Annotated in this window: 24 protein-coding genes; 11 read left to right on the top strand and 13 right to left on the bottom strand. The window is 67.5% G+C overall.

Annotated elements, in window-relative coordinates:
* Nucleotides 1-91: 91 nt before the first annotated feature.
* Nucleotides 92-874 (top strand): AraC family transcriptional regulator, encoded by a 783-nt coding sequence (locus ABL838_RS18960; protein ID WP_369661761.1) that lies wholly within the window; start codon nt 92-94, stop codon nt 872-874.
* Nucleotides 875-892: 18 nt separating this feature from the next.
* On the opposite strand, the gene ABL838_RS18955 is transcribed toward ABL838_RS18960, so the two are convergent.
* The 4 genes from ABL838_RS18955 to denD all read right to left on the bottom strand — a co-directional run bounded on the left by ABL838_RS18955 (nt 893) and on the right by denD (nt 4849).
* Complete coding sequence (locus ABL838_RS18955) at nt 893-2185, bottom strand: TRAP transporter large permease (RefSeq protein WP_418121473.1); 1293 nt, start codon at nt 2183-2185, stop codon at nt 893-895.
* Between the two features lie 11 nt (nt 2186-2196).
* Nucleotides 2197-2709 carry a TRAP transporter small permease gene (locus tag ABL838_RS18950; protein ID WP_176666913.1) on the bottom strand — a complete coding sequence of 171 codons (513 nt, stop codon included), beginning with the start codon at nt 2707-2709 and terminating at the stop codon, nt 2197-2199.
* A 100-nt stretch (nt 2710-2809) separates the two neighbouring features.
* A complete protein-coding gene (locus tag ABL838_RS18945; RefSeq protein ID WP_184636904.1) occupies nt 2810-3784 on the bottom strand; it encodes a TRAP transporter substrate-binding protein in 975 nt (324 codons plus the stop codon).
* Nucleotides 3785-3829: 45 nt separating this feature from the next.
* Nucleotides 3830-4849, bottom strand: coding sequence for a D-erythronate dehydrogenase (denD, locus tag ABL838_RS18940; RefSeq protein ID WP_418121472.1), 1020 nt, complete (start codon nt 4847-4849; stop codon nt 3830-3832).
* A 144-nt stretch (nt 4850-4993) separates the two neighbouring features.
* Between denD and ABL838_RS18935 the strand changes: the two genes are divergently transcribed.
* Together ABL838_RS18935 and ABL838_RS18930 are read left to right on the top strand one after the other, a co-directional pair.
* Nucleotides 4994-5266 carry a hypothetical protein gene (locus ABL838_RS18935; protein WP_418121471.1) on the top strand — a complete coding sequence of 91 codons (273 nt, stop codon included), beginning with the start codon at nt 4994-4996 and terminating at the stop codon, nt 5264-5266.
* Nucleotides 5263-6324 (top strand): hypothetical protein, encoded by a 1062-nt coding sequence (locus ABL838_RS18930; RefSeq protein WP_418121470.1) that lies wholly within the window; start codon nt 5263-5265, stop codon nt 6322-6324. The genes ABL838_RS18935 and ABL838_RS18930 overlap by 4 nt, the downstream gene beginning before the upstream one ends.
* 75 nt (nt 6325-6399) lie before the next feature.
* Here the strand turns inward: ABL838_RS18930 and ABL838_RS18925 are convergent, their stop codons facing one another.
* Nucleotides 6400-8097, bottom strand: coding sequence for an electron transfer flavoprotein-ubiquinone oxidoreductase (locus tag ABL838_RS18925; RefSeq protein WP_418121469.1), 1698 nt, complete (start codon nt 8095-8097; stop codon nt 6400-6402).
* Between the two features lie 163 nt (nt 8098-8260).
* Here ABL838_RS18925 and ABL838_RS18920 point away from each other — a divergent pair, with 163 nt between their 5' ends.
* From ABL838_RS18920 to ABL838_RS18905, 4 genes are read left to right on the top strand one after another with little or no spacing between them, the layout of a single operon-like run.
* Entirely contained in the window at nt 8261-9043 is a 783-nt protein-coding gene (locus ABL838_RS18920) for an SDR family oxidoreductase (RefSeq protein ID WP_126021921.1), read from the top strand.
* 20 nt (nt 9044-9063) lie between these two features.
* Entirely contained in the window at nt 9064-9954 is an 891-nt protein-coding gene (locus ABL838_RS18915) for a DMT family transporter (protein WP_418125880.1), read from the top strand.
* On the top strand, nt 9951-10376 hold the full coding sequence (locus tag ABL838_RS18910) for an acyl-CoA thioesterase (protein WP_126021922.1): 426 nt from the start codon (nt 9951-9953) through the stop codon (nt 10374-10376). Before ABL838_RS18915 ends, ABL838_RS18910 begins: the two co-directional genes overlap by 4 nt.
* Nucleotides 10373-11077, top strand: a complete 705-nt coding sequence (locus tag ABL838_RS18905; RefSeq protein WP_418121468.1) for a M949_RS01915 family surface polysaccharide biosynthesis protein — start codon at nt 10373-10375, stop codon at nt 11075-11077. Before ABL838_RS18910 ends, ABL838_RS18905 begins: the two co-directional genes overlap by 4 nt.
* Nucleotides 11078-11092: 15 nt before the next feature.
* Here ABL838_RS18905 and ABL838_RS18900 read toward each other — a convergent pair whose 3' ends face one another.
* On the bottom strand, nt 11093-12445 hold the full coding sequence (locus ABL838_RS18900; RefSeq protein WP_418121467.1) for a sensor histidine kinase: 1353 nt from the start codon (nt 12443-12445) through the stop codon (nt 11093-11095).
* The gene (locus ABL838_RS18895) at nt 12442-13116 is read right to left on the bottom strand and encodes a response regulator transcription factor (protein WP_126021925.1); all 675 of its coding nucleotides are present in this window, start codon (nt 13114-13116) and stop codon (nt 12442-12444) included. Before ABL838_RS18895 ends, ABL838_RS18900 begins: the two co-directional genes overlap by 4 nt.
* A gap of 142 nt (nt 13117-13258) precedes the next feature.
* Here ABL838_RS18895 and ABL838_RS18890 point away from each other — a divergent pair, with 142 nt between their 5' ends.
* From ABL838_RS18890 to ABL838_RS18880, 3 genes are read left to right on the top strand one after another with little or no spacing between them, the layout of a single operon-like run.
* Nucleotides 13259-13963 (top strand): phosphatase PAP2 family protein, encoded by a 705-nt coding sequence (locus tag ABL838_RS18890; RefSeq protein WP_418121466.1) that lies wholly within the window; start codon nt 13259-13261, stop codon nt 13961-13963.
* Nucleotides 13950-14546: a phosphatase PAP2 family protein gene (locus ABL838_RS18885; RefSeq protein WP_184636919.1), complete on the top strand. Its 597-nt coding sequence runs from the start codon at nt 13950-13952 to the stop codon at nt 14544-14546. The genes ABL838_RS18890 and ABL838_RS18885 overlap by 14 nt, the downstream gene beginning before the upstream one ends.
* A gap of 46 nt (nt 14547-14592) precedes the next feature.
* Nucleotides 14593-16344 (top strand): phosphoethanolamine transferase, encoded by a 1752-nt coding sequence (locus tag ABL838_RS18880; RefSeq protein WP_418121465.1) that lies wholly within the window; start codon nt 14593-14595, stop codon nt 16342-16344.
* A gap of 9 nt (nt 16345-16353) precedes the next feature.
* On the opposite strand, the gene ABL838_RS18875 is transcribed toward ABL838_RS18880, so the two are convergent.
* The 5 genes from ABL838_RS18875 to eat form a co-directional block, all read right to left on the bottom strand.
* Complete coding sequence (locus tag ABL838_RS18875) at nt 16354-16947, bottom strand: peroxidase-related enzyme (RefSeq protein ID WP_126021929.1); 594 nt, start codon at nt 16945-16947, stop codon at nt 16354-16356.
* Nucleotides 16948-17026: 79 nt separating this feature from the next.
* On the bottom strand, nt 17027-18298 hold the full coding sequence (locus tag ABL838_RS18870) for a haloacid dehalogenase-like hydrolase (protein ID WP_418121464.1): 1272 nt from the start codon (nt 18296-18298) through the stop codon (nt 17027-17029).
* A 113-nt stretch (nt 18299-18411) separates the two neighbouring features.
* Nucleotides 18412-19200 (bottom strand): ethanolamine ammonia-lyase subunit EutC, encoded by a 789-nt coding sequence (gene eutC, locus ABL838_RS18865; protein ID WP_418121463.1) that lies wholly within the window; start codon nt 19198-19200, stop codon nt 18412-18414.
* On the bottom strand, nt 19197-20600 hold the full coding sequence (locus tag ABL838_RS18860; protein ID WP_418121462.1) for an ethanolamine ammonia-lyase subunit EutB: 1404 nt from the start codon (nt 20598-20600) through the stop codon (nt 19197-19199). Before ABL838_RS18860 ends, eutC begins: the two co-directional genes overlap by 4 nt.
* 19 nt (nt 20601-20619) lie before the next feature.
* Nucleotides 20620-22047: an ethanolamine permease gene (gene eat / locus ABL838_RS18855; protein WP_184636932.1), complete on the bottom strand. Its 1428-nt coding sequence runs from the start codon at nt 22045-22047 to the stop codon at nt 20620-20622.
* 160 nt (nt 22048-22207) lie between these two features.
* Here eat and ABL838_RS18850 point away from each other — a divergent pair, with 160 nt between their 5' ends.
* The gene (locus tag ABL838_RS18850) at nt 22208-22576 is read left to right on the top strand and encodes an FKBP-type peptidyl-prolyl cis-trans isomerase (protein WP_418121461.1); all 369 of its coding nucleotides are present in this window, start codon (nt 22208-22210) and stop codon (nt 22574-22576) included.
* A 27-nt stretch (nt 22577-22603) separates the two neighbouring features.
* On the opposite strand, the gene ABL838_RS18845 is transcribed toward ABL838_RS18850, so the two are convergent.
* Nucleotides 22604-24202, bottom strand: coding sequence for a glucan biosynthesis protein (locus ABL838_RS18845; protein ID WP_418121460.1), 1599 nt, complete (start codon nt 24200-24202; stop codon nt 22604-22606).
* Nucleotides 24203-24386: the final 184 nt, after the last annotated feature.

The following is a 24386-nucleotide window of genomic DNA, read 5'->3' as shown; positions in this document are numbered from 1 at the left end:
GCTTCTTTCGTCTGCGGGAGGAGTGGAAAAAAGCATCGTAGGAAGCCGTGAGAAGATGTTCCTGCTACGAATTGGCAAGCATCGTCGAGAAATGGACAAAGAAATTGACCTCCGGCCGGAGCACGGCGAGTCGACCCCGCGCGCCGTCGCGGTGCTGGCGACCGACCCGGCGGGCGACGCCTTCATTCCGCCGCACACGCACCGGCGCGGCCAGCTCATCCACGCGATCTCGGGCGTGATGCTGGTGAGCGCCGCAGCCGGCAGCTGGGTGGTGCCGACCGGTCGCGGCGTGTGGGTGCCCGGCGGCATGGAGCACCAGATCCGCATGGCGGGCGAGGTGCGCATGCGCACCGTGTTCGTCGAACCCGGCACGCGGGCCGACCTGGGCAGCGAATGCCGCGTGATCCACGTCGGCGCGCTGCTGCGGGAGCTGATCGTCACGGCCGTGTCGCTGCCGCTGGACTACGCGCCGGGCGGCCGCGACGAGCGGGTGATGGAGCTGATCCTCGACGAGATCGAGGCCGCGCCCGCGCTCTCGCTGTACGTGCCGATGCCGCGCCACGCCCGGCTGGCCGCGCTGTGCGAGGAGCTGGTGCGCGATCCTTCGCTGCCCGCAACGCTGGACGACTGGGCCTCGCGTCTGCACATGAACACCCGCACGCTCGCGCGCCTGTTCCAGCGCGAGACGGGCATGAACTTCGGCGCGTGGTGCCGGCAGGCGAGGCTGCTGTTGAGCCTGCCCCGGCTGGCGGCGGGTGCGTCGATTCTTGAAGTGGCGCTGGCCCACGGCTACGAGAGCCCGAGCGCCTTCACCGCGATGTTCCGGCGCACGCTGGGCGTGCCGCCGAGCCAGTACCTGCACCGGCCCGGCTGAGCGCCGCAGCTTGCGGCGCTACTTGAACCCTAGCGTGTGCGGCAGCCAGGTGCTCAGCGCCGGCACGAAGGTCAGGATGAGCAGCACCGCGCCGTGCGCCCACAGGAACGGCACCAGTTCCTTCACCAGCTCCGTCATCGGCACCTTCGACACGTTGCAGGTCACGAACAGCAGTCCGCCGACCGGTGGCGTGATCATGCCCAGCGTGAGGTTGAAGATCACGATCATCGCGAAGTGCACCGGGTCGACGCCCAGCTTCACCGCCACCGGCGCGAGGATCGGCGCCAGCACCATCACGCCGGGCAGCGGCTCGATGAAGATGCCGAAGAGCAGCAGGAAGATGTTGACGATGATCAGGAACATCCACGGCGAGAGGTTCATGCCGATGAGCCACTCGGCCATCTGCTGCGGAATGCCCTCGATGGTCAGGATCCACGCGAACGAGGCCGACAGGCCGATGATGATCAGCACCGAGGCCGACAGCAGGGCCGAGCGCGAAAGAATGTCCGGCAGCGCCTTCCATTCGAGCGTGCGGTAGACGAACTTGCCGCACACCAGCGCGTAGAACACCGCCACCACCGAGGCCTCGGTGGGCGTAAACCAGCCCGCGCGCATGCCGCCCAGGATGACCACCGGCAGCAGGATCGCGGGAATCGCCTTCCAGGTCGTGATGAGGATCTCACGCAGCGGCGGTGTCTGCCCGTCGCCCTTGTAGTTGCGTTTCTTCGAGACGTAGAAGTTCACCAGGCACATCGCTACCGCGATCAGGATGCCCGGCAGGATGCCCGCTGCGAACAGCGTGCCGACCGAGACCGTCTCGTCCTGCAGCGCGTAGATGATCATGATGATCGAGGGTGGAATGATCGGCCCCACGATCGCGGTCGAGGCGGTGAGCGCCGCCGCGTAGGAGCGGTCGTAGCCGGCCTTGTCCATCATCTTGATGAGCATCGACCCCGGCCCCGCTGCGTCGGCCAGCGCCGAGCCCGAGATGCCAGAGAAGAAGGTCAGCGACACCACGTTGGTGTAGCCCAGCCCGCCGCGCCGGTGGCCCACGAACTGGCCCGCGAAACGCAGCAGCACCTCGGTGAGCGAGCCGCCGCTCATGAGCTCGGCAGCCAGGATGAAAAAGGGCACCGCCATCAGCGGAAAGCTGTCGATGCCGGTGAAGGTTTCTTTCAGCAGCACCATCAGCGGATAGTTTTCCGCCAGGATCAGCGTGGTGGCGGTGGAAAGGCCCAGCGCGAAGGCCACCGGCACGCCGATGGCCAGGAACACGCAGGCGGAGACGATGAGAACGAGGCTTGCATCCATGGTCGTTCTCCTTACAGCGACGCGCTGGCGTTGGCGTCGAAGTGTGCGTCGGACGCGAACTCGCGGTTCAGCACGTAGCCGCGCACCACCAGCAGCCAGTGCACGACGAGCAGCACGCCGCCGAAGAGCATCGCGCTGTAGATGTAGGCGAACGGAATCTGCGTGACGGCGGTGAGCTGGAACATCGTGCGCTGCATGTAGAGCCAGCCGTACCACACCATGAAGCCGAAGAAGGCGAAGAGCAGCCCCGCCACCACGATGCGCAGCGCTACCGCGGCGCTGCGCGGCAGCGCGTCCTGCAGGTTCTCGACCGCGATGTGCCCGCCGTAGCGCAGCACCGGCCCGGCGCCCAGGAAGGTGAGCCAGATCATCATGTGGCGCGACACCTCTTCCGCCCATTCGAGCGACTGGCTGGTGGTGTAGCGCAGCACGACGTTGGTGAAGATGATGACCGACATGGCGGCCAGCAGAAGAATCAGCGCCCAGCGGTTGGCGGCGAGAAAGTAGCGCTCGAAGGCTTGCACTTTGAGTTGTTCTCTGTTGTTTCGGGAGAGAAGAAAAAACGAAGCGCCCGGCGCACTGTGGCGGACCGGGCGCGTTGCCGGAAGACCGGCTCGGGACGGCTTACTTGACGTCCGTAATCTTCTTGATGTTGTCCGCGCCGAATTCCTTGGCGTAGCTCACGTACGCCGGCTTCAGCGCCTCGCGGAAGGCAGCGCCGTCGACGGTGCGCGTGACCTTCATGCCGTCCTTCTCGAGCTGCGCGATGCCGTTGTTCTCGTCGTCGTTCACCTTCTTGCGCTGGGCGACGGCGGCCTTCTTCGCGGCCTCGGTAAACACCTTCTTGTCGGCGTCCGAGAGCTTGTTCCACACCTTCGGCGACAGCAGCAGGAGCGCCGGCGAATACACGTGGCCCGTGAGCGAGAGGTGCTTCTGCACCTGTGAGAACTTCGAGGCCAGGATCACCGGAATCGGGTTCTCCTGCCCGTCGACCGTGCCCTGCTGCAGCGCGCCGAAGAGCTCGGGGAAGGCCATCGGCGTGGGCAGGATGCCGAAGGTGCGGTAGCCGTCCATGTGCACCTTGTTTTCCATGGTGCGCATCTTCAGGCCGGCCGCGTCGGTGGGCTTGACGATGTCGCGCTTGCTGTTCGTCATGTGGCGGAAGCCGTTCTCCGTCCAGGCCAGCGCGATGATGCCCTTGCTCGGGAACTTGGTCAGGATGTCCTGGCCGATGGGGCCGTCCATCACCTTGCGCGCGTGGTCGTAGTCGCGGAAGAGGAAGGGAATATCAACAATCTTCACCTCGGGCACGAAGTTGCCCACCGGGCCGGTCGAGGTGTTGACCAGGTCCTGCGTGCCGAGCTGGATGGCCTCGATCTGCTCGCGCTCGCCGCCCAGCGCCGAGTTGGCGAAGTGCTGGCACTTGTAGCGGCCTTGTGTGCCCTTCTCGATCTCGTCGCAGAACACCGTGGAGCCAACGCCGTAGTGCGACTCCTTGGAGGTCGCGTAGCCGATCTTGAGAACGGTGGGTGCCTGGGCGAAGGCGGAAGCGCCCAGGGCGAACGAAAGGCAGGCGGCGGCGATGTGGCCGAGTTTCATGATGTCTCCGGGGGTTGGGGTCAGGTGCGCGTCAGGCGCAACGGACTATGCAACACCGGGGAGCTTCACCGCGTCGGGATTTTCACGGACGTATTCGCGGATGACGGCCTCGAAGCTGTCGTCCGCCGCCAGGCCCAGCGCCTTCGCGCGCGCCGTCTCGATGCGCCCCGGCCAGGTCTTCACGATGCGCATGATCGCCGGGTCGGGCGTGCGGTCGAGCAAGGCGGTGGCGGCCTTGCCGGCCACGCGCTCCAGCGCCGCGGCCATCTCGCCCACCGTGGTCGGCAGCGAAGGCAGGTTCAGCGCGGTGCGTGGTCCCCATTGCGCATCGCTCGCCTCGGCGGCGCGGATGATGCCCTCGATGGTGCGAGCCGGTGACGCGATGGCGACAGGCGTCTCGTCGGGCACCGGGCAGGCCGCGCGCAGCCCCGCCAGCGGCTCGCGGATCATTCCGCTGAAGAAGCCCGAGGCCGCCCCGTTGGGCTTGCCCGGGCGCACGCTCACCGTCATGAGCCGCACGCTGCGCCCGCGCACGAAGCCCTTGCGCGTGAAATCGGCCACCAGCTGTTCACCAATGAATTTCTGGATGCCGTAGCTGGTCTGCGGCGTGGGCAGCGTGTGATCCTCGATCACCTTCGGCAGCGGCTGCTCGGGCGAATCGCCGAACACCGCGAGCGAGCTGGCGAAGACCAGCACCGGCTTCGTGCCGAGAGCGCGAACCCGCTCGAGCAGCGCATGCGTGGCGGCGAAGTTGCTGCGCATGCCGAGGTCGAAGTCGGCCTCGCATTCGCCGCTCACCGCGGCCGCCAGGTGGAAGATGGCGTCGGCCTCGCGCCAGGGCGTGGCATCGGCCTGCGCCGAGAGCTGGTCGTTCAGGTCGCCGGTGATGGCCTTGATACGCGCGTCGGCTGTCAGGTCGGCCGGTGGGGCTGCGCGGTCGACCAGCGTGATGCGCTCGATGGGACGGGCTGCGGCGCCGGCCAGTGAAAGGCTGCCTTGCGCGAGCAGTGTTCGCGCGAGTCGCGCGCCCAGAAAGCCTGCGCCGCCGGTGATGATGATCTGCATGGGTCGGGTCTCCTGTCTTGTCTCCTGAGAGCTTCGAGGATAAGCGGGCAGCGGCGAGGGCGGGAGGCCTGTGGCATGCTCGATCTCAGCTTGTGCAGCGGAAACCGTCGCGACCGAGCGCCCCTCATCGACAGGAGACACTGCATGCTCACGGTCATCGTCTTGTGGCTTCTTGCCGTGGCATGGCTCGTTGCGAACGGCATGTTCGCCGAGAAGCCTTCGCCGCAGTACCGGCGCAGGCGAACCCTGGTGGCCTGGATGTTCCTGGGCGGTTGCGCGGGAGCACTCGCCGGCCTGGCGGGGCCAACCTTCTCGCTCGCGGGCTCCATCGTCGGTGCCGCGGCCGCCGGGTTCGTGGCGCGCAGCCTCGTTGACGTGCGAAAGCCCGACCCCGGTGCAGAAACAACGACGCCATGACGATCAAGTTCCCGCCCGATTTCCTCGAGACGCTGCGGCAGCCGGTGCGCGTCGAGGCCGATCTCGACAGCCAGTCCTCGTTCTTCTCGCGCAAGGAGATCAGGGATTTCTATCTTTCGGTGATCGAGAGCCCCGAGAAGAACGATGTGCTTCAGCTGGCGGCCGACGAACTGCCTCGTCTGCATCCCCACCGGGCCGCGCTGCTGGCGCTGTTCTGCGGCGCGCTCGTCGAGGACGGGGCCGACCCGCGCCTGCTCTTCGGCGCGGCGCTCGAACTCATGGCCGGCCTGCTCGTGTCGCTCGAACCGTTCTGCGCGACACAGCCTCAGGACGATGGCGAAGAGGCAGACCCCGAAGAAGTCGCCGAATGGCAGGCTGCGGAGGCGGCCCTTGGCGCGCTGTCTGCACCGGAGCGTTTCGAGGTCGAGGCACGGCAGGCCGCGGCTGGCCTGCTGGTGCTTCCACTCATGACCATGCTCATGCGCGACGTGCGCAACCACCGCGCCCTGCTGGCCGACGGCGAACTGGTGGCGCGCATCGATGCGTTGGCCGTCAACGATTCGCTGCCGATCGACGGCCTGCACTTCCTGCAGGGGGCCGCCGAACTGGCCTACGAGGACGAACTGGTGGTGGTGCTCCCGGCCTCCGGCACCGGCATGGTGGTGAAGGCCCACGCCATCAACAACAACTTCCACGCGTTCTCGCTGCTACAGAAGCTGATGCGCAAGCGCGCCAAGGCGCTCGGCATCCAGCCGCCCGCACGCGAGGCGGGCGCGACCGCAAGCCGCGACACCGACTGCGCCGAGTACCTGTGGCTGCAGGCCGATGCCTTCAGGAACGGCGAGTTGGTCGATCCCATGGCGTGGTCATGGGGCGAAGGCTCGCTGCGCGAGAACGCCCGCAGGCAGGGGCGGCTGGTGCTGGTGGCGCTGGACACGCAGGACAAGCCCAGCCGCAGCTGGAACGGGTTCAACCGCGTGCTCCATTCGGAACAGAAGTCGCGCGTGTCGCTCGTGCGCATGCTCACGCCCGAGGAAGTCGTTTCTTACCTTGCCTGAAGCGGCGGGTCTTCCGGCCAGGCCAAGAAAAAGGCCCTCCGAAGAGGGCCTCGAGCGGCAAGAGGGCCGGGAGCCTTACATCCCCACGTAGTTCGGCCCACCGCCACCTTCGGGCGTGACCCACACGATGTTCTGCGTCGGGTCCTTGATGTCGCAGGTCTTGCAGTGCACGCAGTTCTGCGCGTTGATCTGCAGGCGCTGCTTGCCGTCCTCGGTGCCGACGAACTCGTACACACCGGCCGGGCAGTAGCGGCTTTCGGGGCCGGCGAACTTGGCGAGGTTGATGTTCACGGGCACCGTCGCGTCCTTGAGCGTCAGGTGGGCCGGCTGCTGCTCCTCATGGTTGGTGTTGCTGATGAACACGCTGGAGAGGCGATCGAAGGTGAGCTTGCCGTCGGGCTTCGGGTAGAAGATGGGCTTGCACTCCGAAGCTGGCTTCAGGTACAGGTGGTCGGGCTTGTCGCGGCGCAGCGTCCATGGAATGTGGCCCTTCAGCAGCCATTGCTCGACGCCGTTCATGAAGGTGGCGATGCCCAGGCCCTTCTTGAACCAGGCCTTGAAGTTGCGGGCCTTGTTCAGCTCGGTGTGCAGCCAGCTCTTCTCGAAAGCGGCGGGGTAGGCCGTGAGTTCGTCGTGCTGGCGGCCGGCCATGACCGCGTCGAAGGCGGCCTCGGCGCACAGCATGCCGGTCTTGATGGCGGCGTGGCTGCCCTTGATGCGGCTCACGTTGAGATAGCCGGCCTCGCAGCCGACCAGTGCGCCGCCCGGAAACACCGTCTTGGGCAGCGACATCAGGCCGCCGGCCGTGATGGCGCGCGCGCCGTAGCCGATTCGCTTGGCGGGCTTGATGCCCTTGGACTCGTCGCCTTCCAGGTACCAGCGGATGTTGGGGTGCAGCTTCCAGCGCTGCATTTCCTCGAAGGGGCTCAGGTAGGGGTTGCTGTAGTCCAGGCCCGTGATGAAGCCCATCGTGACCTTGTTGTCCTCCATGTGATAGAGGAAGGCGCCGCCGTAGGTGTCGCTCTTCATCGGCCAGCCGGCGGTGTGCAGCACGAAGCCGGGCTGGTGGCGCTTGGGGTCGATTTCCCAGACTTCCTTCACGCCGATGCCGTAGGTCTGCGGGTCCTTGCCGGCATCGAGCTTGTATTTGGCGATGAGCTGGCGGCCCAGGTGGCCGCGCGCGCCTTCGGCGAACACGGTGTACTTGCCCAGCAGCTCCATGCCGAGCTGGAAGTTCTCGGTGGGCTCGCCGTCCTTGCCGACGCCCATGTTGCCGGTGGCCACGCCGCGCACCGAGCCGTCTTCGTTGTAGAGCACCTCGGCGGCTGGGAAGCCCGGGAAGATCTCCACGCCCAGGTTTTCTGCCTGCTGGGCCAGCCACTTGGTGAAGGCGCCCAGGCTGATGATGTAGTTGCCGTGGTTCTGGAAGCAGGCCGGCAGGAAGAGGTTGGGGGTGCGCAGGCCCGACTTCTCGCCCAGGAACACCATCGCGTCGTCGGTTACCGGCTGGTTCAGCGGGGCGCCGAGTTCCTTCCAGTCGGGCAGCAGCTCGTTGAGCGCGCGCGGGTCCATGATGGCGCCCGAGAGGATGTGCGCGCCGGGCTCGGAGCCCTTCTCGAGCACCACGACCGAAATCTCCTTCTCGTGCTGCGCGGCCAGCTGCTTGAGCCGGATCGCGGTCGACAGGCCGGCCGGGCCGCCGCCGACCACGACCACGTCGTATTCCATGGCTTCGCGAGGGCCGAACTGAGCGAGGATTTCGTCGTGGGTCATCTGGGTTGGATCGATAATGATTTTTCGAGACGCGGGGGCTTCCCGGGATTGCGGGGCATTTTATGCGGCGTCCAGGCATGCTCCCTGTCGCGTCCGGCATGCTCCCCAGCGCTCGCGGGCGGGACCTCCCGCGTCACCTGCGCGACTCCACAGGATCCAGTTCATGGCTTACAGCATCGATCTCTCCGGCCGCGTGGCCTTCGTCACCGGCGCCTCCAGCGGGCTCGGTGCCCAGTTCGCGAAGACGCTGGCGCGTGCCGGCGCGGCGGTGGTGCTGGCGAGCCGCCGCGTAGAGAAGCTCAAGGAGCTGCGTGCGCGCATCGAGGGCGAGGGCCACGACGCCCACGTGGTCGAACTCGACGTGACCGACATCGGCAGCATCAAGGCCGCCGTGGCGCGCGCCGAGACCGAGGTGGGCCCCATCGACATCCTGGTCAACAACTCGGGCGTGAGCACCACGCAGCGCCTGCAGGACGTGACGCCCGACGACTACGACTACATCTTCGACACCAACGTGAAGGGCAGCTTCTTCGTGGCGCAGGAGGTCGGCAAGCGCATGCTGGCCCGCGCCAGGGGCACGGCGCCCGGCACCTACATCGGCGGGCGCATCATCAACATCGCCTCCGCCGCGGCGCTCAAGGTCATGCCGCAGATCGGCACCTACTGCATGAGCAAGGCCGCGGTGGTGCAGATGACCAAGGCCATGGCGCTCGAGTGGGGCCGCTTCGGCATCAACGTGAACGCGCTGTGCCCGGGCTACATCACGACCGAGCTCAACGAGGAGCACTGGAGCACCGAGGGCGGCACCAAGCTGGTCAACATGCTGCCGCGCAAGCGCGTGGGCAAGCCGGAAGACCTCGACGGCCTGATCGTGCTGCTGGCCAGCGGCCAGAGCCACTTCGTGAACGGCGCCGTCATCGCGGCCGACGACGGGTTCGCGCTCTGAGCCCGCGAGCGTGGGTCGGCATCGCGGCCGGGCTGGCCGCGGGTGCCCTCTGGGGCCTGACCTTCGTGGCGCCGCGCATGGTGGGCCACTTCGGCATGGTCGACATCACCGCAGCGCGCTTCGCCATCTTCGGTGCCGTCTCGGCGCTGGCGGTGTTCGCGCGGCCGGCCGCCGTGCGCTGGCCCAACGGGCGGCAGGCGCTCGCGGCGCTGGGCCTCAGCGTGCTCGGCTTCAGCGGCTACTACCTGCTGCTGGCTTTCGGCATCCAGGCGGCGGGCGCGGAGGTGCCCAGCCTCATCATCGGCACGATCCCCGTCTGGATGCTGCTGCTGGGCCGCCCCGCAGGCCTGCGCATGAGCGCGCTGCTGCCGGGGCTGCTGCTCACGGGCGCGGGCATCGCGCTGATGATCTATGGCGCATGGTCGGCGCAGCACGGCGCGGGCGAGGCGACCGGTGCCCGCTTCGGCTGGGGCATCGCGCTGGCGTTGGCCGCCATGGCGAGCTGGACGGTGTACGGCCTGCTCAACGCGGCCTGGCTGCAGCGCCACACCGGGCTCAACGCGACCGACTGGGCCAACTGGCTGGGCGTGGCGACCGGGCTCGGCGCCTTGCTGCTGTGGCTCATCGCGGGCAGCGACGTGGCCACGCTCCAGGCACAGCCCGATGGCATGCTCTTCGTGTGGATCGCGCTGGCCAGCGGCTTCGGCTCGTCGTGGCTCGCGACCATTCTCTGGAACGTGGCCAGCCAGCGGCTGTCGGCCAGCCTCTGCGGGCAGCTGATCGTCAGCGAGACGCTGTTCGCGCTCCTGTATTCCTTCGTCTGGGACGGCCGCTGGCCGCAGGCCACCGAGTGGGCCGCGGCGGTGCTGTTCGTGCTGGGCATCCTCGCATCCATCAAGGCGCACCGATGAGAATCGAAATCCCCGAAAAGAAGAAGCTGGTGTACGAAACCTCCATTCCCATCCGCTGGGGCGACATGGACGCCATGGGCCACCTCAACAACGGCACCTACTTCCGCTACCTCGAAACCGCGCGCATCGACTGGATGCACTCCATCGGCTTCGAGCCGCAGCCCAACGGCGAGGGCATGGTGATCGTCAACGCCTTCTGCAATTTCTACCGGCAGATCGAGTACCCGGGCAACGTGCTGCTCAAGATGTACGTGAGCGATCCGGGGCGCACCACCTTCGAGAGCTGGGCCACCATGGCCCGCGAGGCTGAACCCGACGTGATTTGCGCCGCCGGAGGCGCGACCACGATCTGGGTCGACTTCCCGAAGCAGAAGGCGCTGACATTGCCCGACTGGCTGCGTGCGCTCGTGAGCGCCGAATGAGAAGAACGCTCCTGGCGGTCGCCTTGCTCGCATCGCTCGCCACCGGCAGCCATGCGCAGACGCCGCCCGGCAAGAACGGTACCGAGTGCGCCGCCGGAGCGCCGTACCTGAACGCCGAGGCGCTGAAGAAGGCCGGGTTCGAACTTCCGGTGTTCAAGCGGTACTGCTATTCGGACAAGGCGGGCAGCCACGTCCTGCTGCTCGGCGAGAAGCAGGACCTGCCGTTCCCTGAGGAAAAGCTCTCTTCGGCCATCCAGGCCGCGCTCTACAAGGTCGGTGCCGACGGCGGCGGCCTGACGTCCGAGTGGTCGATCCGAGACTTCCCAGGCAGGGACGAGGCCGGCGTCAACTTCCGCTCGAAGCTCATCGAACTCACGGACATCGACGGCGACGGATTGGTCGATCCCATCCTCGTCTACCGCTTCTTCGAGCCAGACGGTGCCGACCGCATCGTCAACGACGATTTCGTCGGGCGCATCAAGATCGTCACCTTCCACCAGGGCCGCAAGGCGACCATCCACGCGATCACCGGCAACCTGGATGGCGACCGCAGGACCACCGCCAACGCCAGCTACTTCGCGCTGCCGAAACCGGTGCGGCAGCATCTCGTGAAGAAGATGGCGGCGATGTATTCCGCCGGCCAATTCGGCTTCGACAACTCCTACGGCTTCGTGCCGAGGAAGGATGTAGCCCGGCGCTGAGGTTGCTTCGCGCGGTCAGGCCTGCTGCAGCACGATCCGCGCCTCGAAGCCCTGCGCCGCGCCCGCCGGAGGCGAAGACAGCTCCAGCTTCGCGCCGTGCTTCTCGACGATGGTGCCCACGATCGAGATGCCCAGCCCGTAGCCCGCGCGGTCGGAGCTGTGGCGCACATGGCGCTCGCGCAGGGTGGCGAGCTGCTCGGGCGTGACGCCCTTGCCGGAGTCGCGCACGGCCAGCGTGGCGGGGCCCATCACCTCGATGACGACGCGGCCGCCGCCGTAGCGCAGCGCGTTCTCCACCAGGTTGCGCAACGCGATGGCGAGCGCGTCGACGTCGCCGAGGGCCGCTGGGGTACCACTGTCCGGTACCTTGAGCGCGAGGCGCCCGCTGTTCTGCGGGTCTTGCCAGAAGTCCTGCGCCACGGTGCCGGCGAGCTGCACGAGGTCGACCCGCGAGCGCGCGAGCGAGGCGCCCGATTCGGCGCGCGAGAGCTGCAGCAGCTTTTCCGTGCGATGGCTCAGCGTGCGCAGCGCGTCGAGCGCGGCCTGCACGTCGTTGCGCTGCAGGTCGTGCTCCAGCGCGGTCTGCAGCCGCAGCCTCGCGGCGGCGAGCGGGGTGCGGAGTTCGTGCGCGGCATTGGCGGCCAGCGCGCGCTCCACGTCGAGCGAATGGGAGAGCCGCTCCAGCAGCCGGTTGACGTGGTCGCCGACGGTGCGCAGCTCCTTCGGCAGGCCGGGCAGGGTGATCGGGCTCAGGTCGGCGCCGCTGCGCTTCTCGATCTCCGCGGCCAGCTCCTGCAGCACCCGGAGTTCGGTGCGGGCCACGTTGCGCAGCACCAGCGCGAGCAGCGGGAGCACCGCGCCAAGCGGAATGATCAGGCCGAAGAGCGTGCGGTTGAGCGCATGGCGCCTCTCGTCCAGCGGGTCGGCCACTTGGAAGAACAGGCCCAGCGTCGGGTGGCGCACGGTGTAGATGCGCCAGGTCGGGTTGTTCGCGAAGCCGGCGGCCAGCGGCACGTCGAAGGTGTCGGCGGGCGTCTCCGCGGAGCGCAGCAGCACGTGCTCGTGCAGGTCGACGATCTGGTAGATCACCGCGTCTTCGGAGAAGAGCTGCTTGGGCGCGATAAGCGGCTCTCGCGGCTGCTGCTCGCCCGGGTGCTGCAGCTTCTCGAGTTCCTGCACCGCCATCGCGAACATGCGGTGCGAGACCTCGACCAGTTCGTTGTCGAAGTTGTGGTTGATCTCGCGGTCCACGTACCAGACCACCGCGAACACGCAAAGCAGCCACACGCCGCCGACCCACAGGATCAGCGTGCGGGTCAGCCGCCCGGCGAGCGAGTCGCGCCCGGCGGCGAAGCTGGCCGGGGTCATTCGTCCTCGTCCGTCGAGAACGACAGCCGGTAGCCCAGCCCGCGCAGTGTCTGGATGTGGCTGCGGCCGAGCTTGCGCCGCAGGCGGCTGATGAAGACTTCGAGCGTGTTGCTGTCGGCCTCGTCGCCGAAGCCGTACAGCGCGTCGGCGAGGTTCTCGCGCGTGTGGATGCGCTCGGGCCGGGTGGCCATCACGCGCAGCAGCGCCCATTCCTTCTGCGTGAGGGTGATCGGCGAGCCGTGCTTGCGCACCATGTCGTGGGCGAGGTCGATCTCCAGCGTGCCCAGCTGCAGCACCGGTGAGCTGCTGGAACTGCGCCGCCGCTCGACCGCACGCAGGCGCGCCAGCAGCTCGGCCGGGTCGTAGGGCTTGATCAGGTAGTCGTCGGCGCCGGCGTCCAGGCCGCGGATGCGGTCGGTCACCTGGTCGCGTGCGGTCAGCACGATGACGATGGGGCGCTCGGGCAGGGCACGTATCTGGGGCAGCAGCGAGAGGCCGTCTCCGTCGCCCAGGTGCAGGTCGAGCAGCACCGCCGCGTACTGCACCGACAGCAGCGCGCCGCGTGCATCCGCCAGGCTCGGCGCCACGTCGACCACGAAGGCCTTGGCCAGAAGGTAGCTGCAGACGGCATCTGCCAATGCAGTGTCATCTTCGACCAGCAATATGCGCACGCCATGTCCTTTCAACGAGAAAAAGAGTCTAGCGTCCCCGGGCTGAAGCAGGCCTTTCAGTCAGGTTCGGTTCATCTTGCTTCAGGCTCGGTTCATTCCGCAAACGTAGGCTCGCGGCTGTTTTTCAGTCCTGCCTTCGTCCATGACTCGTCCGCCCATTTTTCGTCTGGGGGTTTTCACCCTTGTCGCGCTGGTTGCGCTGATGGCCTGGGACGCGACGGGCGGCGATCTGCTTCTGGCACGCATGGCAGGCTCGCAACTCGGTTTTCCCCTGCGCGAGAACCCCTTCATGGTCCACGTCATGCATGAGGGCGCGCGCAACCTCAGCTGGGCGCTGGTGATCCTGCTGTTCGCCGCGATCCGCTGGCCCTTCGGCGTGCTGCGCCGCCTCGACACCGGCTCCCGCGCGCAACTGGCCCTGACCGTGCTCGGCTCGGTGATCGCGGTCAGCATGATCAAGCACGCGAGCCACACCAGCTGCCCCTGGGACCTGCAGGAGTTCGGCGGCGTGGCGCGGTACGTGTCCCACTGGTCGTGGGGCGTGAGCGATGGCGGTCCCGGCGGCTGTTTCCCGGCCGGCCATGCTTCGGCGGCCTTCGCCTACGTGGGCGGGTACTTCGTGCTGCGGCGGGTATCGTCCCGCGCGGCGGCGATCTGGCTCTGGACGGCCGTGGCCGCGGGGCTGGTGCTGGGCGTGGCCCAGCAACTGCGCGGCGCGCACTACATGAGCCACACCCTCTGGACGGCCTGGGTCTGCTGGACGGTTGGCCTTGTCATCGAGATGGCGGTTGCGCGATTCGGTTCGCGCTCGACCAACACGGCGGTGCCCGCGCATGCAGGGCCTTGATTTCGCCCTCTTCAGGCTGATCAACGCGAGTGCCACGGTGCCGCCGTGGAGCCTGCGCTTCGCCGAGTTCTGCTCCGACTTGCTGCCGGCCCTGCTGACGCTGGCCATCGGCGTGTGCGCGCTGTTCAGCCGGCGCTGGCGCTATGCGCTGTTCACCGTGCTGCTGAGCGTACTGGCGGCGTGGATCGTCGTGAGCCTTATCCGCATGGTGGCGCCGATCCCTCGGCCCGCCTACTACGGCCTGGGCATCCAATGGGTGCCGCAGGGTGTGCGCCCGGGCTTCCCGAGCATGCACGCGGCCGGCACCTTCGCCGCCGCTTTCGCGCTCTGGTGCCTGCCGTCGCGCGTGCCCATGCTGGCGGCGCTGGTGGTGGCGGCCCTTGTAGCGTGGAGCCGGGTGTACCTGGGCCTGCATTTCCCGTCCGACATCGTGGCGGCAACCATGCTGGGCGCGCTGGTGGCGATCCTGGTGGAGCGGGGCGCCAGCCGGCCGATGAGCCAGGCTGCCTCGGGCGCACTGGTGGCGCGGCGGCGCTCGGCAAGATTGCGGCTGCGCAGGGCGGCGAGTCTGAACACGGACTGAAGGGGGAATTCAGCCTCGCTTCAGGCGGCGTCGTTACATTCGCCGCATGTCTGTTTCACGAATTTCGCCTGTTCCATTGGAACGGGTGAGTACTTCTGAGTCAAAAACGCCACAGTCGCCTCCTTCGGGCGCCCCGTGGACCCGCTTCGACCTCTGGTTGCAGCGTCCGCGCTCGGCCGCCATGGTCGTCCTCTGGCTCAGTCTCTACCTCGTACTGACCACCAACTGGCCGCTGTGGAACGAGCTGGCCCGCATCGGCGGCGCGCCCAGCAGTTACATGTCGACCGTGGTGTCGATGAGCCTGCTCACGCTGTGCGGTTCGGCGGCCATCCTGTCGTTCACGGCCTGGTCGCGCTGGATGAAGCCGTTGTGGCTTTTGGTGGTAATACTGGCCGCGGTGGTGCAGCACTACATGCTCGAGTACCGCGTGGTCATGGACCCCACCATGATCGCCAACGCGCTGCAGACCGACCCCAACGAGGCGCGCGACCTGCTGAGCTGGCGCATGGCCTTCAACGTGGCGGTGGTGGTGTTGCCCGCGGCCTGGCTGATCTGGCGCGTGCGCGTCGCGCCGATGCGCTTCCTGCCCAAGCTCGCGCACAACGTGGGGCTGCTGCTGCTGTCCGTGGCCGTGGCCGTAGGCACGGCAGTGGCCATGAACCGCGAGCTGGCGCCGCTGATGCGCAACAACGTGCACCTGCGCTACATGATGAACCCGATCGCATCGCTCTATTCGACGGGTGCGCTCTTCATCAAGCCGCTCTTCAAGCGCAGCGGCAAGCTGGTTTCCATCACCGCCGGAACGGCGCTGGGCGCAAGCTACGCGGCGCAGACCAGGCCGCCGCTCTTCGTGGTGGTGGTGGGCGAGACGGCACGGGCCGACCACTTCGCCCTCAACGGCTACGCGCGCGACACAACGCCGGAACTGGCCAAGCGCGGCGTGTTGAGCTATCGCGAGGTGCGCTCCTGCGGCACCAACACCCTGGCCTCGGTGCCGTGCATGTTCTCGCCGCTGGGCAAGGAAGGCTACGAGTCGCGCAAGGACGACTACGAGACCCTGGTCGACGTGCTGCAGGCAGCCGGCCTGGCCGTGTTCTGGCTCGACAACCAGGCCGGTTGCAAGGGCGTGTGCGAGCGCATTCCGAACGCTTCGGCCTTCGACGGACTCGACGCAGCGACCAAGAAGGCGCTGTGCGACGGCGACGAATGCCTGGACGATGTCATGCTCAAGAGCCTGGACGCACGCATCGCCGCGCTGCCGGCCGAGCGCCGCGCCAAGGGCGTGGTGCTGGTCATGCACCAGATGGGCAGCCACGGCCCGGCCTACTACAAGCGCTCGGCGCCCGACGTGAAGCGCTTCCTGCCCGAGTGCAAGACCAACGCGCTCGCCGACTGCGGCCATGCCGAGCTGATGAACGTGTACGACAACTCCATCGTTCAGACCGACCGCTTCCTCGGCCAGACCATCGACTGGCTCAAGGCGCAGTCGAAGCAGTACGACCCGGCGATGCTGTACATCAGCGACCACGGCGAATCGCTCGGCGAGTTCGGCCTGTTCCTGCACGGTGTGCCGTACAGCTTCGCGCCCGATGCGCAGAAGCACGTGCCCATGGTCACCTGGTTCAGCGAAGGCATGAGCGAGCGGCGCAAGCTTTCGCGCTCGTGCATGGAAGCGGGGCTCGATGCGCCGCTCACGCACGACAACCTGTACCACACGGTGCTGGGCGTGATGGACGTGACCACGCCGACCTACAAGCCGGCCCTCGACGCGCTGGCCTCCTGCCGCGCCAAGGGCTGAGGCAGGGGCTTATTCGGGGTCTTGCTTCTTTTCGCGGGGCACCCGCCCCATGAGGAAGAACTCGTTGTTCGGCTGCATGCCGCTGAAGCTGGCCAGGCGGTTGCTCAGTCCGAAGAAGGCGGTGATGGCGGCGATGTCCCAGATGTCCTCGTCATCGAAGCCGTGCGCATGCAGCGGCGGGAAGTCGCTGTCGTCGATCTCGTGCGAGCGTTCGCAGACCTTCATCGCAAAGTCGAGCATCGCGCGCTGGCGCGGGGTGATGTCGGCCTTGCGGTAGTTCACCGCCACCTGGTCGGCCACCAGCGGCTTCTTTTCGTAGATGCGCAGCAGCGCGCCGTGCGCCACCACGCAGTAGAGGCACTTGTTGGCCGCGCTGGTGGTGGTGACGATCATCTCGCGGTCGCCCTTGGTGAGCGAGCCTTCCTCCTTGAGCATGAGCGCGTCGTGGTACGCGAAGAAGGCGCGCCACTCGGCGGGGCGGCGCGCGAGGCCGAGGAACACGTTCGGCACGAAGCCTGCCTTCTCCTGCACGGCAAGGATCGCGGTGCGGATGTCCTCGGGCAGGTCCTTGAGTTCGGCGAGGGGGTAGCGGTCTGCGGCCATGTTGTCTCCGGTTCGGGTTGCCTTGATGGAGCCATCATAGGCAAGCCGCGCCGAAGACCCTGCGGCCGCTCCCGTTCTCTTACTTGAGCGCCTTGCCTTGCGTGGCGCCCAGCGGCGTGTGCAGCTGCGAGCTCACCCACGAGCCGGTGTTGTCGTCCCGACCCTGCAGCAGGTAGCGCGTGTCGGCCTTGCCGTAGTTCTGCACCGCCATGGCGGAGAACTTGCCGATGTCGGTCTTCGGGTCGCGCAGGCGGTTGACGATCAGCACCTTCTTCGTGTCGGCGAAGTCGGCCATCATGTTCTGGTCGCCTTCGCTGTCGCCGGCCACGAAGCTCGGGCCGTAGCCGTATTTGCTGACCAGGAAGCGCCGGATGTTCTTCGTCTTGCCCGGGCCCTGCGTCTGGTCGTAGCCGCGGCGGAACTCGGGCTGGATCACGCCCCTGGCGTCGCGCTCCAGCTCCATCGCCAGCACGCGCTCGGGCGGGTTGTTGTAGCCGAAGGCCGGGTTCGACGAGATCTCCTTGATCACGTCGACGAACGATGCCGAGCACACCCACACGTCGAAGCCGGCGTTGCGGAAGGCGGCGTACAGCTGCTGCATCTCGGGCTGCAGCCGCAGGCCGTTCTTCCAGCTCACCGAGACCACGCCCGCGCGTCCCGGCAGGGCGGATGGCGAAGTCCACTTGACCTTGGCCACGGGCTCCTTCAACTGCCAGGCCACCGTGTCGGCCGTGAGCTTGCGCACCTGCCCCTCGGTCATGCCGGCGAAGAGATAGGTGACCCACGGGTAGGCCGTGTCGTGGTCGAAGGTGTCGCCGATGGCTTCATAGAGATAGCGCACCTTGGTGGTGAAGGCACCGTAGTGCGGGCTCAATGCCACCACGGCCAGCGACTGGTCGCCCTTCAGCCCCTTGTAGTTCTGGTAGAGCCATGTGTAGCTCGCGATGATGTCGGGCACCACCGCGTCGATGTTCACGGCCTGGCCGACGGCGTTGTTGTAGGCGGGCAGGAAGTCCTTCTTCGGGATGTTCTTGCGCAGCGCCACTTCGAGCTGCGCGGGCGTGGCGCCGAAGACGAGGTTCTCGAGCTGGTAGATGAGCGCGGCCTCCTCGATGTCGAGGAAGACGCTGGTGTTGTCCCAGTCGAACACCACGTAGGGCGGCTTCGCGGCGTCATAGCCCGGACTTGCCTTGCCGATGCTGGCGATCAGGCCCTCGATCTGCGCGCGGTTGAAGGCGTCCCAGTTGCCGGGCGCGATGGCGGTGCCCTTGCCGGCGGACGACAGGCTGGCGCAGCCCGTCGAGACGAGTGCTGCGGCCAGTGGCGTGAGAAGGAGGAGGCGACGTTGCATTGCTTTTTTCCTTTTTTGAGTAAGTGAATGCGTTGATGAATGCGGTGGACGAAAAAGAAGATGACGAGCGTACGAAGCGCCCGTGACAGTTCCGGCCGCGTCGGCCGTGCTGTTCAGCGTGGGAGCGGAGGCGCCCGGCGCTCCTCGTCGAGCACCGCAAGGTCGCTCTCGTCCTTGAGCCCCACGCCCGTCAGCCCCCTGCGCAGGGACTCCCGCATGAGCCATGCCAGCTTGAACGCGGCCGCCTCGCTCGACAGGCCCTCGGGCCGCACGTTCGAGATGCAGTTGCGCTCGGCATCGTGCCGCCCGCGCGTGGGCGTGTGGGTCAGGTAGATGCCCAGGCTGTCGGGCGAGCTGAGGCCCGGCCGCTCGCCGATCAGCATTACCGACAGCGCCGCGCCGAAAAGCTCACCCACCTCGTCGGCCAGCGCCACACGCGCCTGAGTGGCGATCACCACCGGTGCGAAGCGCGTGCCGGCCGGCAGGTGCGGGCGCAGCGCGGCCAGCAGCGGCACCGCATGGCGTGCCACGGCGAGCGAGGAAAGCCCGTCGCCGATCACCACGCAGACGTCGCAGCCGTAGCGCCGCTCGGCGAGCAGGCGCGTGGCGTCGCTCTCGTCGAGCTGGCGGCCGAGGTCGGGACGGCGCAGGTATTCGGTGCGGTCCGCCGCCCGGCTGCGTGCGCGGGCCACTTCCCAGCGCTGCGCGGTGAGGGCAGCCGCCAGCGCGTCGACGTCGAGCGCGGCATGGATCGCGTCGCGCGCCATCGCGTGCGCCCAGCCGAAGCGCAGCGTCTCGTCGGTGGGCATGCCCGAGCCGGCGCGACCGAGCGCGAGCCGGGCGGGCGTGGCGGAGCGCCATTGCGCCCACGGGTTGGGGGTGACGGGCGATTCTTCGCTCATGGCGCCAGCGCGGAGAGCCCGCTCATGTCGGCCAGCAGCCGGTTGGAACCGGAGGAGGAGGGCGGCGCCAGCCGGCCGGCCGTGTCGGTGATCTGCATGCGCTGCAGCCACGCTTCGAACTCGGGCGCGCGCTTCAGGCCCAGCGTGTCGCGCAGGAACAGTGCGTCGTGGAAGGAGGTGCTCTGGTAGTTGAGCATCACGTCGTCGGCGCCCGGAATGCCCATGATGAAGTTGATGCCCGCCGTGCCCAGCAGCACGAGCAGGGTGTCCATGTCGTCCTGGTCGGCCTCGGCGTGGTTGGTGTAGCAGACGTCGCAGCCGATGGGCAGGCCCAGCAGCTTGCCGCAGAAATGGTCTTCCAGCCCGGCGCGAATGATCTGCTTGCCGTCGTACAGGTACTCCGGCCCGATGAAGCCCACCACCGTGTTGATGAGCAGCGGCCTGTAGCGCCGCGCCAGCGCGTAGGCGCGCGCTTCGCAGGTCTGCTGGTCGACGCCGAAGTTGGCGTTGGCCGAGAGAGCGCTGCCCTGGCCGGTCTCGAAGTACATGACGTTGTCGCCCACGGTGCCGCGCTTGAGCGACTGCGCCGCCGCATGGGCCTCGTCGAGCAGTTCCGGCGTCACGCCGAAGGAGAGGTTCGCCTTCTCGGTGCCCGCGATCGACTGGAACACCAGGTCGACCGGCGCGCCGGCCTCGGCGAGCTTGAGCGTGTTGGTCACGTGCGTGAGCACGCAGCTCTGCGTGGGGATCTCGAAGCGCTGGATCACCTCGTCGAGCATGTGCAGCAGGCGGCCCAGCACGGGCATGCTGTCGGAAGCAGGGTTGAGGCCGATCACGGCGTCGCCCGCGCCGTAGAGCAGGCCGTCGAGCGTGGAGGCGGCCACGCCGCGCAAGTCGTCGGTCGGGTGGTTGGGCTGCAGGCGCACCGAGAGATGGCCGGGCAGGCCGATGGTGTCGCGAAAGCGCGTGACCACGCTGCACTTTTTCGCGACCGACACCAGGTCCTGGTTGCGCATGAGCTTGGACACGGCCGCGACCATCTCCGGCGTGAGGCCGGGCGCCAGTGCCGTAAGCGTGGCGGTGGTGGCTGCGTCCGACAGCAGCCAGTTGCGGAAGTCGCCCACCGTGAGATGCGACACCGGCGCGAAGGCCTGCGCGTCGTGGCTGTCGATGATGAGGCGCGTGATGTTGTCGCTCTCGTAGGGAATCAGCGCCTCGGTGAGGAACTGCCTGAGCGGTGTGTCGGCCAGCACATGCCGCGCGGCCATGCGCTGCTGCGCGGTGGCCGCACCGATGCCCGCGAGGTAGTCGCCCGAACGCGCAGGGCTGGCGAAGGCCATGACCTGGCGCAGGTCGTCGAAGGCGAAGACCTGGCCGGCGATGGTGGTGCGATAGAGCATCTTCTGGAGGGGCCCGATGTCAGGAGCCGGTGGTCCGGGAAGACAGCATTTCGTCAGGCGCTGCCGCATCGCGTTGCCCCGATGTCAGCAGGAAGTAGCCGTAGGCGGCGGCCATCAGCACGATGAACAGCAGCGTGAGCATGCCGTTGAACCACACCATCGCGCCTAGGCACACCAAGCCCAGGCCGAAGGCGATGGCCGGAAACACGGGGTAGAAGGGCGCGCGGTAGGTGCGCGGCAGATCCGGCTCGGTGCGGCGCAGCCTGAAGAGCGCGGCCATCGAGATCAGGTACATCACGATGGCGCCGAGCACGGCCATGGTCACGATGTTGGCGGTGAGCGTCTGGCCGCCGAACTGCACCCACTCGTCGCTGAAGATGGCGATGACGCCGATCACGCCGCCGGCCAGCAGCGCGCGGTGCGGCGTGTCGAAGCGCGGGCTCAGGCCTGCAAAGTAGCGCGGCAGGTAGCCCGCGCGCGCCAGCGCGAAGATCTGGCGCGAGTAGCCCATGATGATCCCGTGGAAGGAGGCGATCAGCCCGAACAGGCCGATCCACACCAGCATGTGCAGCCAGCCACTGTTGTCGCCCACCACGGCCTTCATGGCCTGCGGCAGCGGGTCGTTGATGTTGGCGAGCTTGCGCCAGTCGCCCACGCCGCCCGCGAAGATCATCACGCCGAAGGCCAGCACCACCAGCGTGACGATGCCCGTGGTGTAGGCGATGGGGATGGTGCGGTGCGGATCGCGCGCCTCCTCGGCCGCCATGGCCGCGCCTTCGATGGCGAGGAAGAACCAGATCGCGAACGGGATCGAAGCGAAGATGCCCGCGACGGCCGCGCCGTTCAGCACGCTGCCGCCGGCCCAGCCGTTGGCCACGAAGTTGGCCATGGTCCAGCCCGGCGTGACCACGCCCATGAACACCAGCAGTTCGACGATGGCCAGCACCGTCACGAAGAGCTCGAAGGCCGCGGCGATGCCCACGCCGATCCAGTTGAGCCCGATGAAGATCACATACGCCCCGAGCGCGAACCACTTCGGGTTGATGCCCGGGAACTGCACGTTGAGATACGCGCCGATGGCCAGCGCGATGGCCGGCGGCGCGAAGACGAATTCGATCAGCGTCGCGAAGCCCGCGACGAAGCCGCCGCTGGGACCGAAGGCGCGCCGGGCGTAGGCAAAAGGACCACCCGCGTGCGGGATGGCGGTCGAGAGTTCGGTGAAGCTGAAGATGAAGGTGGTGTACATGGTGGCCACCAGCACAGTGGCGACCAGGAAGCCGAGCGTGCCGGCCGTGTTCCAGCCGTAGCTCCAACCAAAGTACTCACCGGATATGACGAGGCCCACCGCGATGCCCCAGAGCTGAACGGGGCCGAGCACTTTCTTGAGATGGCCTGTGCCTGCGGGGGCAGGCGATGCGGCCGTGCCGGCGGCAGTGGTGGAGTTCATGCGACTTCCTCTCTTCGTGAATGTTGACAGTGCACATTCGCCAAAGCAAGGGTTGTTCCACCGTGGGCCTGCATGGCCGCTGGCCATAATCGAGGTCTCTCAATCCTCGAGGTGTTCCGTGAAGTCTCTTTTCTGTGCCGCCCTGGTTTCCTTCGTTGCCATGCCCGCCGCGTTCGCGCAGTCCGCGCCCGTCACCACGCCAAGCGGCCTGATCTACCAGTCGATCAAGGAAGGCACCGGCGCATCGCCCGCGGCCACCGACGTGGTCAAGGTGCACTACCGCGGCACCTTCCCCGACAGCGGCAAGGAATTCGACAGCTCCTACAAGCGCGGCGAGCCCACCGAGTTCCCGCTCAACGGCGTGATCCCGTGCTGGACCGAAGGCGTGCAGAAGATGAAGCCGGGCGGCAAGGCCAAGCTGACCTGCCCGCCCTCGATCGCATACGGCTCGCGCGGCGCCGGCGGCGTGATCCCGCCGAACGCCACGCTCAACTTCGAAGTCGAGCTGATCTCCGTCTCGAAGCGCTGAGGCTTCGAGCCGCAGCGCTCGAAGAAATCAACCTGGCTGGTACTGGTACAGCCAGGTCTCGGTGAGTGTCTGGTCGCCGTTCTTCAGGTACATGCGCATGTCGATCGGCTCGTTGCCCTCGGGCGTGAAGTCGAACTGTGCGCGCCAGTGGCCGGGCACGCCGTTGGGCACGGCCTCGGCGAAGACGTACGAGAACTTGCCGCGCGCGGCCGTCAGCACCACCTCCGGCTTCACGCCGAAGGGCACGGTCGCCAGCGGCTGGCCGATGAACTCCACCATGAACTTGCGCACGCCCTGCGGCCGCGGCTGCCCCGGCTGGCCGCCGCGGCCGATGCGCGTGGCCACGCAGCGCGCGAGCGGCGACGGAAAGGGCTCCTGGTCGGTCCAGTGCAGCCGGTACTGCAGGCTGTAGCTGGCGCCGGCCTTCGCGTCGGCCTTGGGCACCCAGAAGGCGACGATGTTGTCGTGGATCTCGTCGTCGGTCGGGATCTCGATGAGCTGCACCGAGCCTTCGCCCCAGTCGCCCAGCGGCTCGATCCACAGGCTCGGGCGCTTCTCGTAGTTCACGCCGTCCTGGTAGTGGTCGAAGGCGCGGTCGCGCTGCAGCAGGCCGAAGCCGCGCGGCTTCGTGTCGGCGAAAGCCGAGGCGCGCGTCTGCGAGGGGTTGTTGAGCGGGCGCCAGATGCGCTCGCCCGCGCCGTTCCAGATCGCGAGGCCGTCGGAGTCGTGCACCTCGGGGCGCCAGTCGATGGCGGTGGGCTTGATGGTCTCCGAGTACCAGTACATCGACGTGAGCGGCACCAGTCCCAGGCGGGCCACGTCCTTGCGCACGAAGATGCGTGCGTCGATGTCCATGATGACGGCCTTCGTGCGCTGCATGACGAACTTGAACACGCCCGTCACGCTCGGCCCTTCGAGCAGCGCGTAGACCGTCATCGACGTCGTGTTGTTCGCGGCCGGCGTCTCGAAGTAGAAGCGCGTGAAGTTCGGGAACTCCTCGGGCCGGTCGGGCACCGCCACGTCGAGCGCGATGCCTCGCGCCGACAGGCCGTACTGGTAGAGCTCGCCGATGGCGCGGAAGTAAGAGGCACCCAGGAAGGCGACCCAGTCATTCTTCTGCCAGTCGAGCTTGCCCTGGTCGCCCAGTCGGCTTTCCTGCAGGCGGAAGCCGGCGAAGCCCGCGCCCGGCGGAAGCGAGCGCGCGGGGCTGTCAGGCGGCATCGAGAAGTAGGAGGGGCTGTAGAGCACCTCGCGCGAGAAGGCGTCGCCGTCGGTGTTCTCCAGCACGTTCATGCGCACCGGCGTCTGGAAGAAGCGCCCGAGGTGGAAGAAGGTGACCGGGAACGCGCCCGGCCCGTCGCGGAAGAGTGCGTTGGCCGGGTCGAACTTGATCTTGCCGTGCGCGTCGTAGTCGATGCGGTCGAGCACCTCGGGTGCCAGCGGCGCCGGGGCGGCGTAGGGCTTGCCGGCCAGCGCCTTTGCCTGCGCGACCAGCGCGTCGAAGGAGAAGGGCGTGGGCTGGCTCAGTTGCAGGCCGTTGGCGGCGAGGGCCTCTTCGGGCAGTCCGAGGGCGGCGAGTGCGGCAGCGGCACCGCCGGCGGCAAGGAAGGATCGGCGATCAAGCATGTGGTTCTTGAGGGTTGCGAATCTCTTGGGGAGGAAAAAGGGAGAGGAAAGAAGGTCTGCTGCGGAAACGATATGGCATTTTCCGCGACCGTAAACACCCTCGAAGCTTGGCGCTTTCCGTTCCCGGCCCGCGTCAGCCGATCCGCGCAGCGCGCGCCGGACAAAACCGGCAATCCGCAAAATT

It is taken from the genome of Variovorax sp. 160MFSha2.1, assembly GCF_048305075.1.
GTDB classification, from domain to species: Bacteria; Pseudomonadota; Gammaproteobacteria; order Burkholderiales; family Burkholderiaceae_C; genus Variovorax; species Variovorax guangxiensis.
This window is presented reverse-complemented; position numbering and strand designations above follow the sequence as displayed.

Bases quoted from the DNA above. Each gene is read 5' to 3' on its own strand.
- ABL838_RS18960 (WP_369661761.1), top strand. From the start codon at position 92: ATGGACAAAGAAATTGACCTCCGGCCGGAGCACGGCGAGTCGACCCCG.
- ABL838_RS18955 (WP_418121473.1), bottom strand. From the start codon at position 2,185: ATGGATGCAAGCCTCGTTCTCATCGTCTCCGCCTGCGTGTTCCTGGCC.
- ABL838_RS18945 (WP_184636904.1), bottom strand. From the start codon at position 3,784: ATGAAACTCGGCCACATCGCCGCCGCCTGCCTTTCGTTCGCCCTGGGC.
- denD (WP_418121472.1), bottom strand. From the start codon at position 4,849: ATGCAGATCATCATCACCGGCGGCGCAGGCTTTCTGGGCGCGCGACTC.
- ABL838_RS18935 (WP_418121471.1), top strand. From the start codon at position 4,994: ATGCTCACGGTCATCGTCTTGTGGCTTCTTGCCGTGGCATGGCTCGTT.
- ABL838_RS18930 (WP_418121470.1), top strand. From the start codon at position 5,263: ATGACGATCAAGTTCCCGCCCGATTTCCTCGAGACGCTGCGGCAGCCG.
- ABL838_RS18925 (WP_418121469.1), bottom strand. From the start codon at position 8,097: ATGACCCACGACGAAATCCTCGCTCAGTTCGGCCCTCGCGAAGCCATG.
- ABL838_RS18920 (WP_126021921.1), top strand. From the start codon at position 8,261: ATGGCTTACAGCATCGATCTCTCCGGCCGCGTGGCCTTCGTCACCGGC.
- ABL838_RS18910 (WP_126021922.1), top strand. From the start codon at position 9,951: ATGAGAATCGAAATCCCCGAAAAGAAGAAGCTGGTGTACGAAACCTCC.
- ABL838_RS18905 (WP_418121468.1), top strand. From the start codon at position 10,373: ATGAGAAGAACGCTCCTGGCGGTCGCCTTGCTCGCATCGCTCGCCACC.
- ABL838_RS18900 (WP_418121467.1), bottom strand. From the start codon at position 12,445: ATGACCCCGGCCAGCTTCGCCGCCGGGCGCGACTCGCTCGCCGGGCGG.
- ABL838_RS18890 (WP_418121466.1), top strand. From the start codon at position 13,259: ATGACTCGTCCGCCCATTTTTCGTCTGGGGGTTTTCACCCTTGTCGCG.
- ABL838_RS18885 (WP_184636919.1), top strand. From the start codon at position 13,950: ATGCAGGGCCTTGATTTCGCCCTCTTCAGGCTGATCAACGCGAGTGCC.
- ABL838_RS18880 (WP_418121465.1), top strand. From the start codon at position 14,593: ATGTCTGTTTCACGAATTTCGCCTGTTCCATTGGAACGGGTGAGTACT.
- ABL838_RS18875 (WP_126021929.1), bottom strand. From the start codon at position 16,947: ATGGCCGCAGACCGCTACCCCCTCGCCGAACTCAAGGACCTGCCCGAG.
- ABL838_RS18870 (WP_418121464.1), bottom strand. From the start codon at position 18,298: ATGCAACGTCGCCTCCTCCTTCTCACGCCACTGGCCGCAGCACTCGTC.
- eutC (WP_418121463.1), bottom strand. From the start codon at position 19,200: ATGAGCGAAGAATCGCCCGTCACCCCCAACCCGTGGGCGCAATGGCGC.
- ABL838_RS18860 (WP_418121462.1), bottom strand. From the start codon at position 20,600: ATGCTCTATCGCACCACCATCGCCGGCCAGGTCTTCGCCTTCGACGAC.
- eat (WP_184636932.1), bottom strand. From the start codon at position 22,047: ATGAACTCCACCACTGCCGCCGGCACGGCCGCATCGCCTGCCCCCGCA.
- ABL838_RS18850 (WP_418121461.1), top strand. From the start codon at position 22,208: ATGCCCGCCGCGTTCGCGCAGTCCGCGCCCGTCACCACGCCAAGCGGC.
- ABL838_RS18845 (WP_418121460.1), bottom strand. From the start codon at position 24,202: ATGCTTGATCGCCGATCCTTCCTTGCCGCCGGCGGTGCCGCTGCCGCA.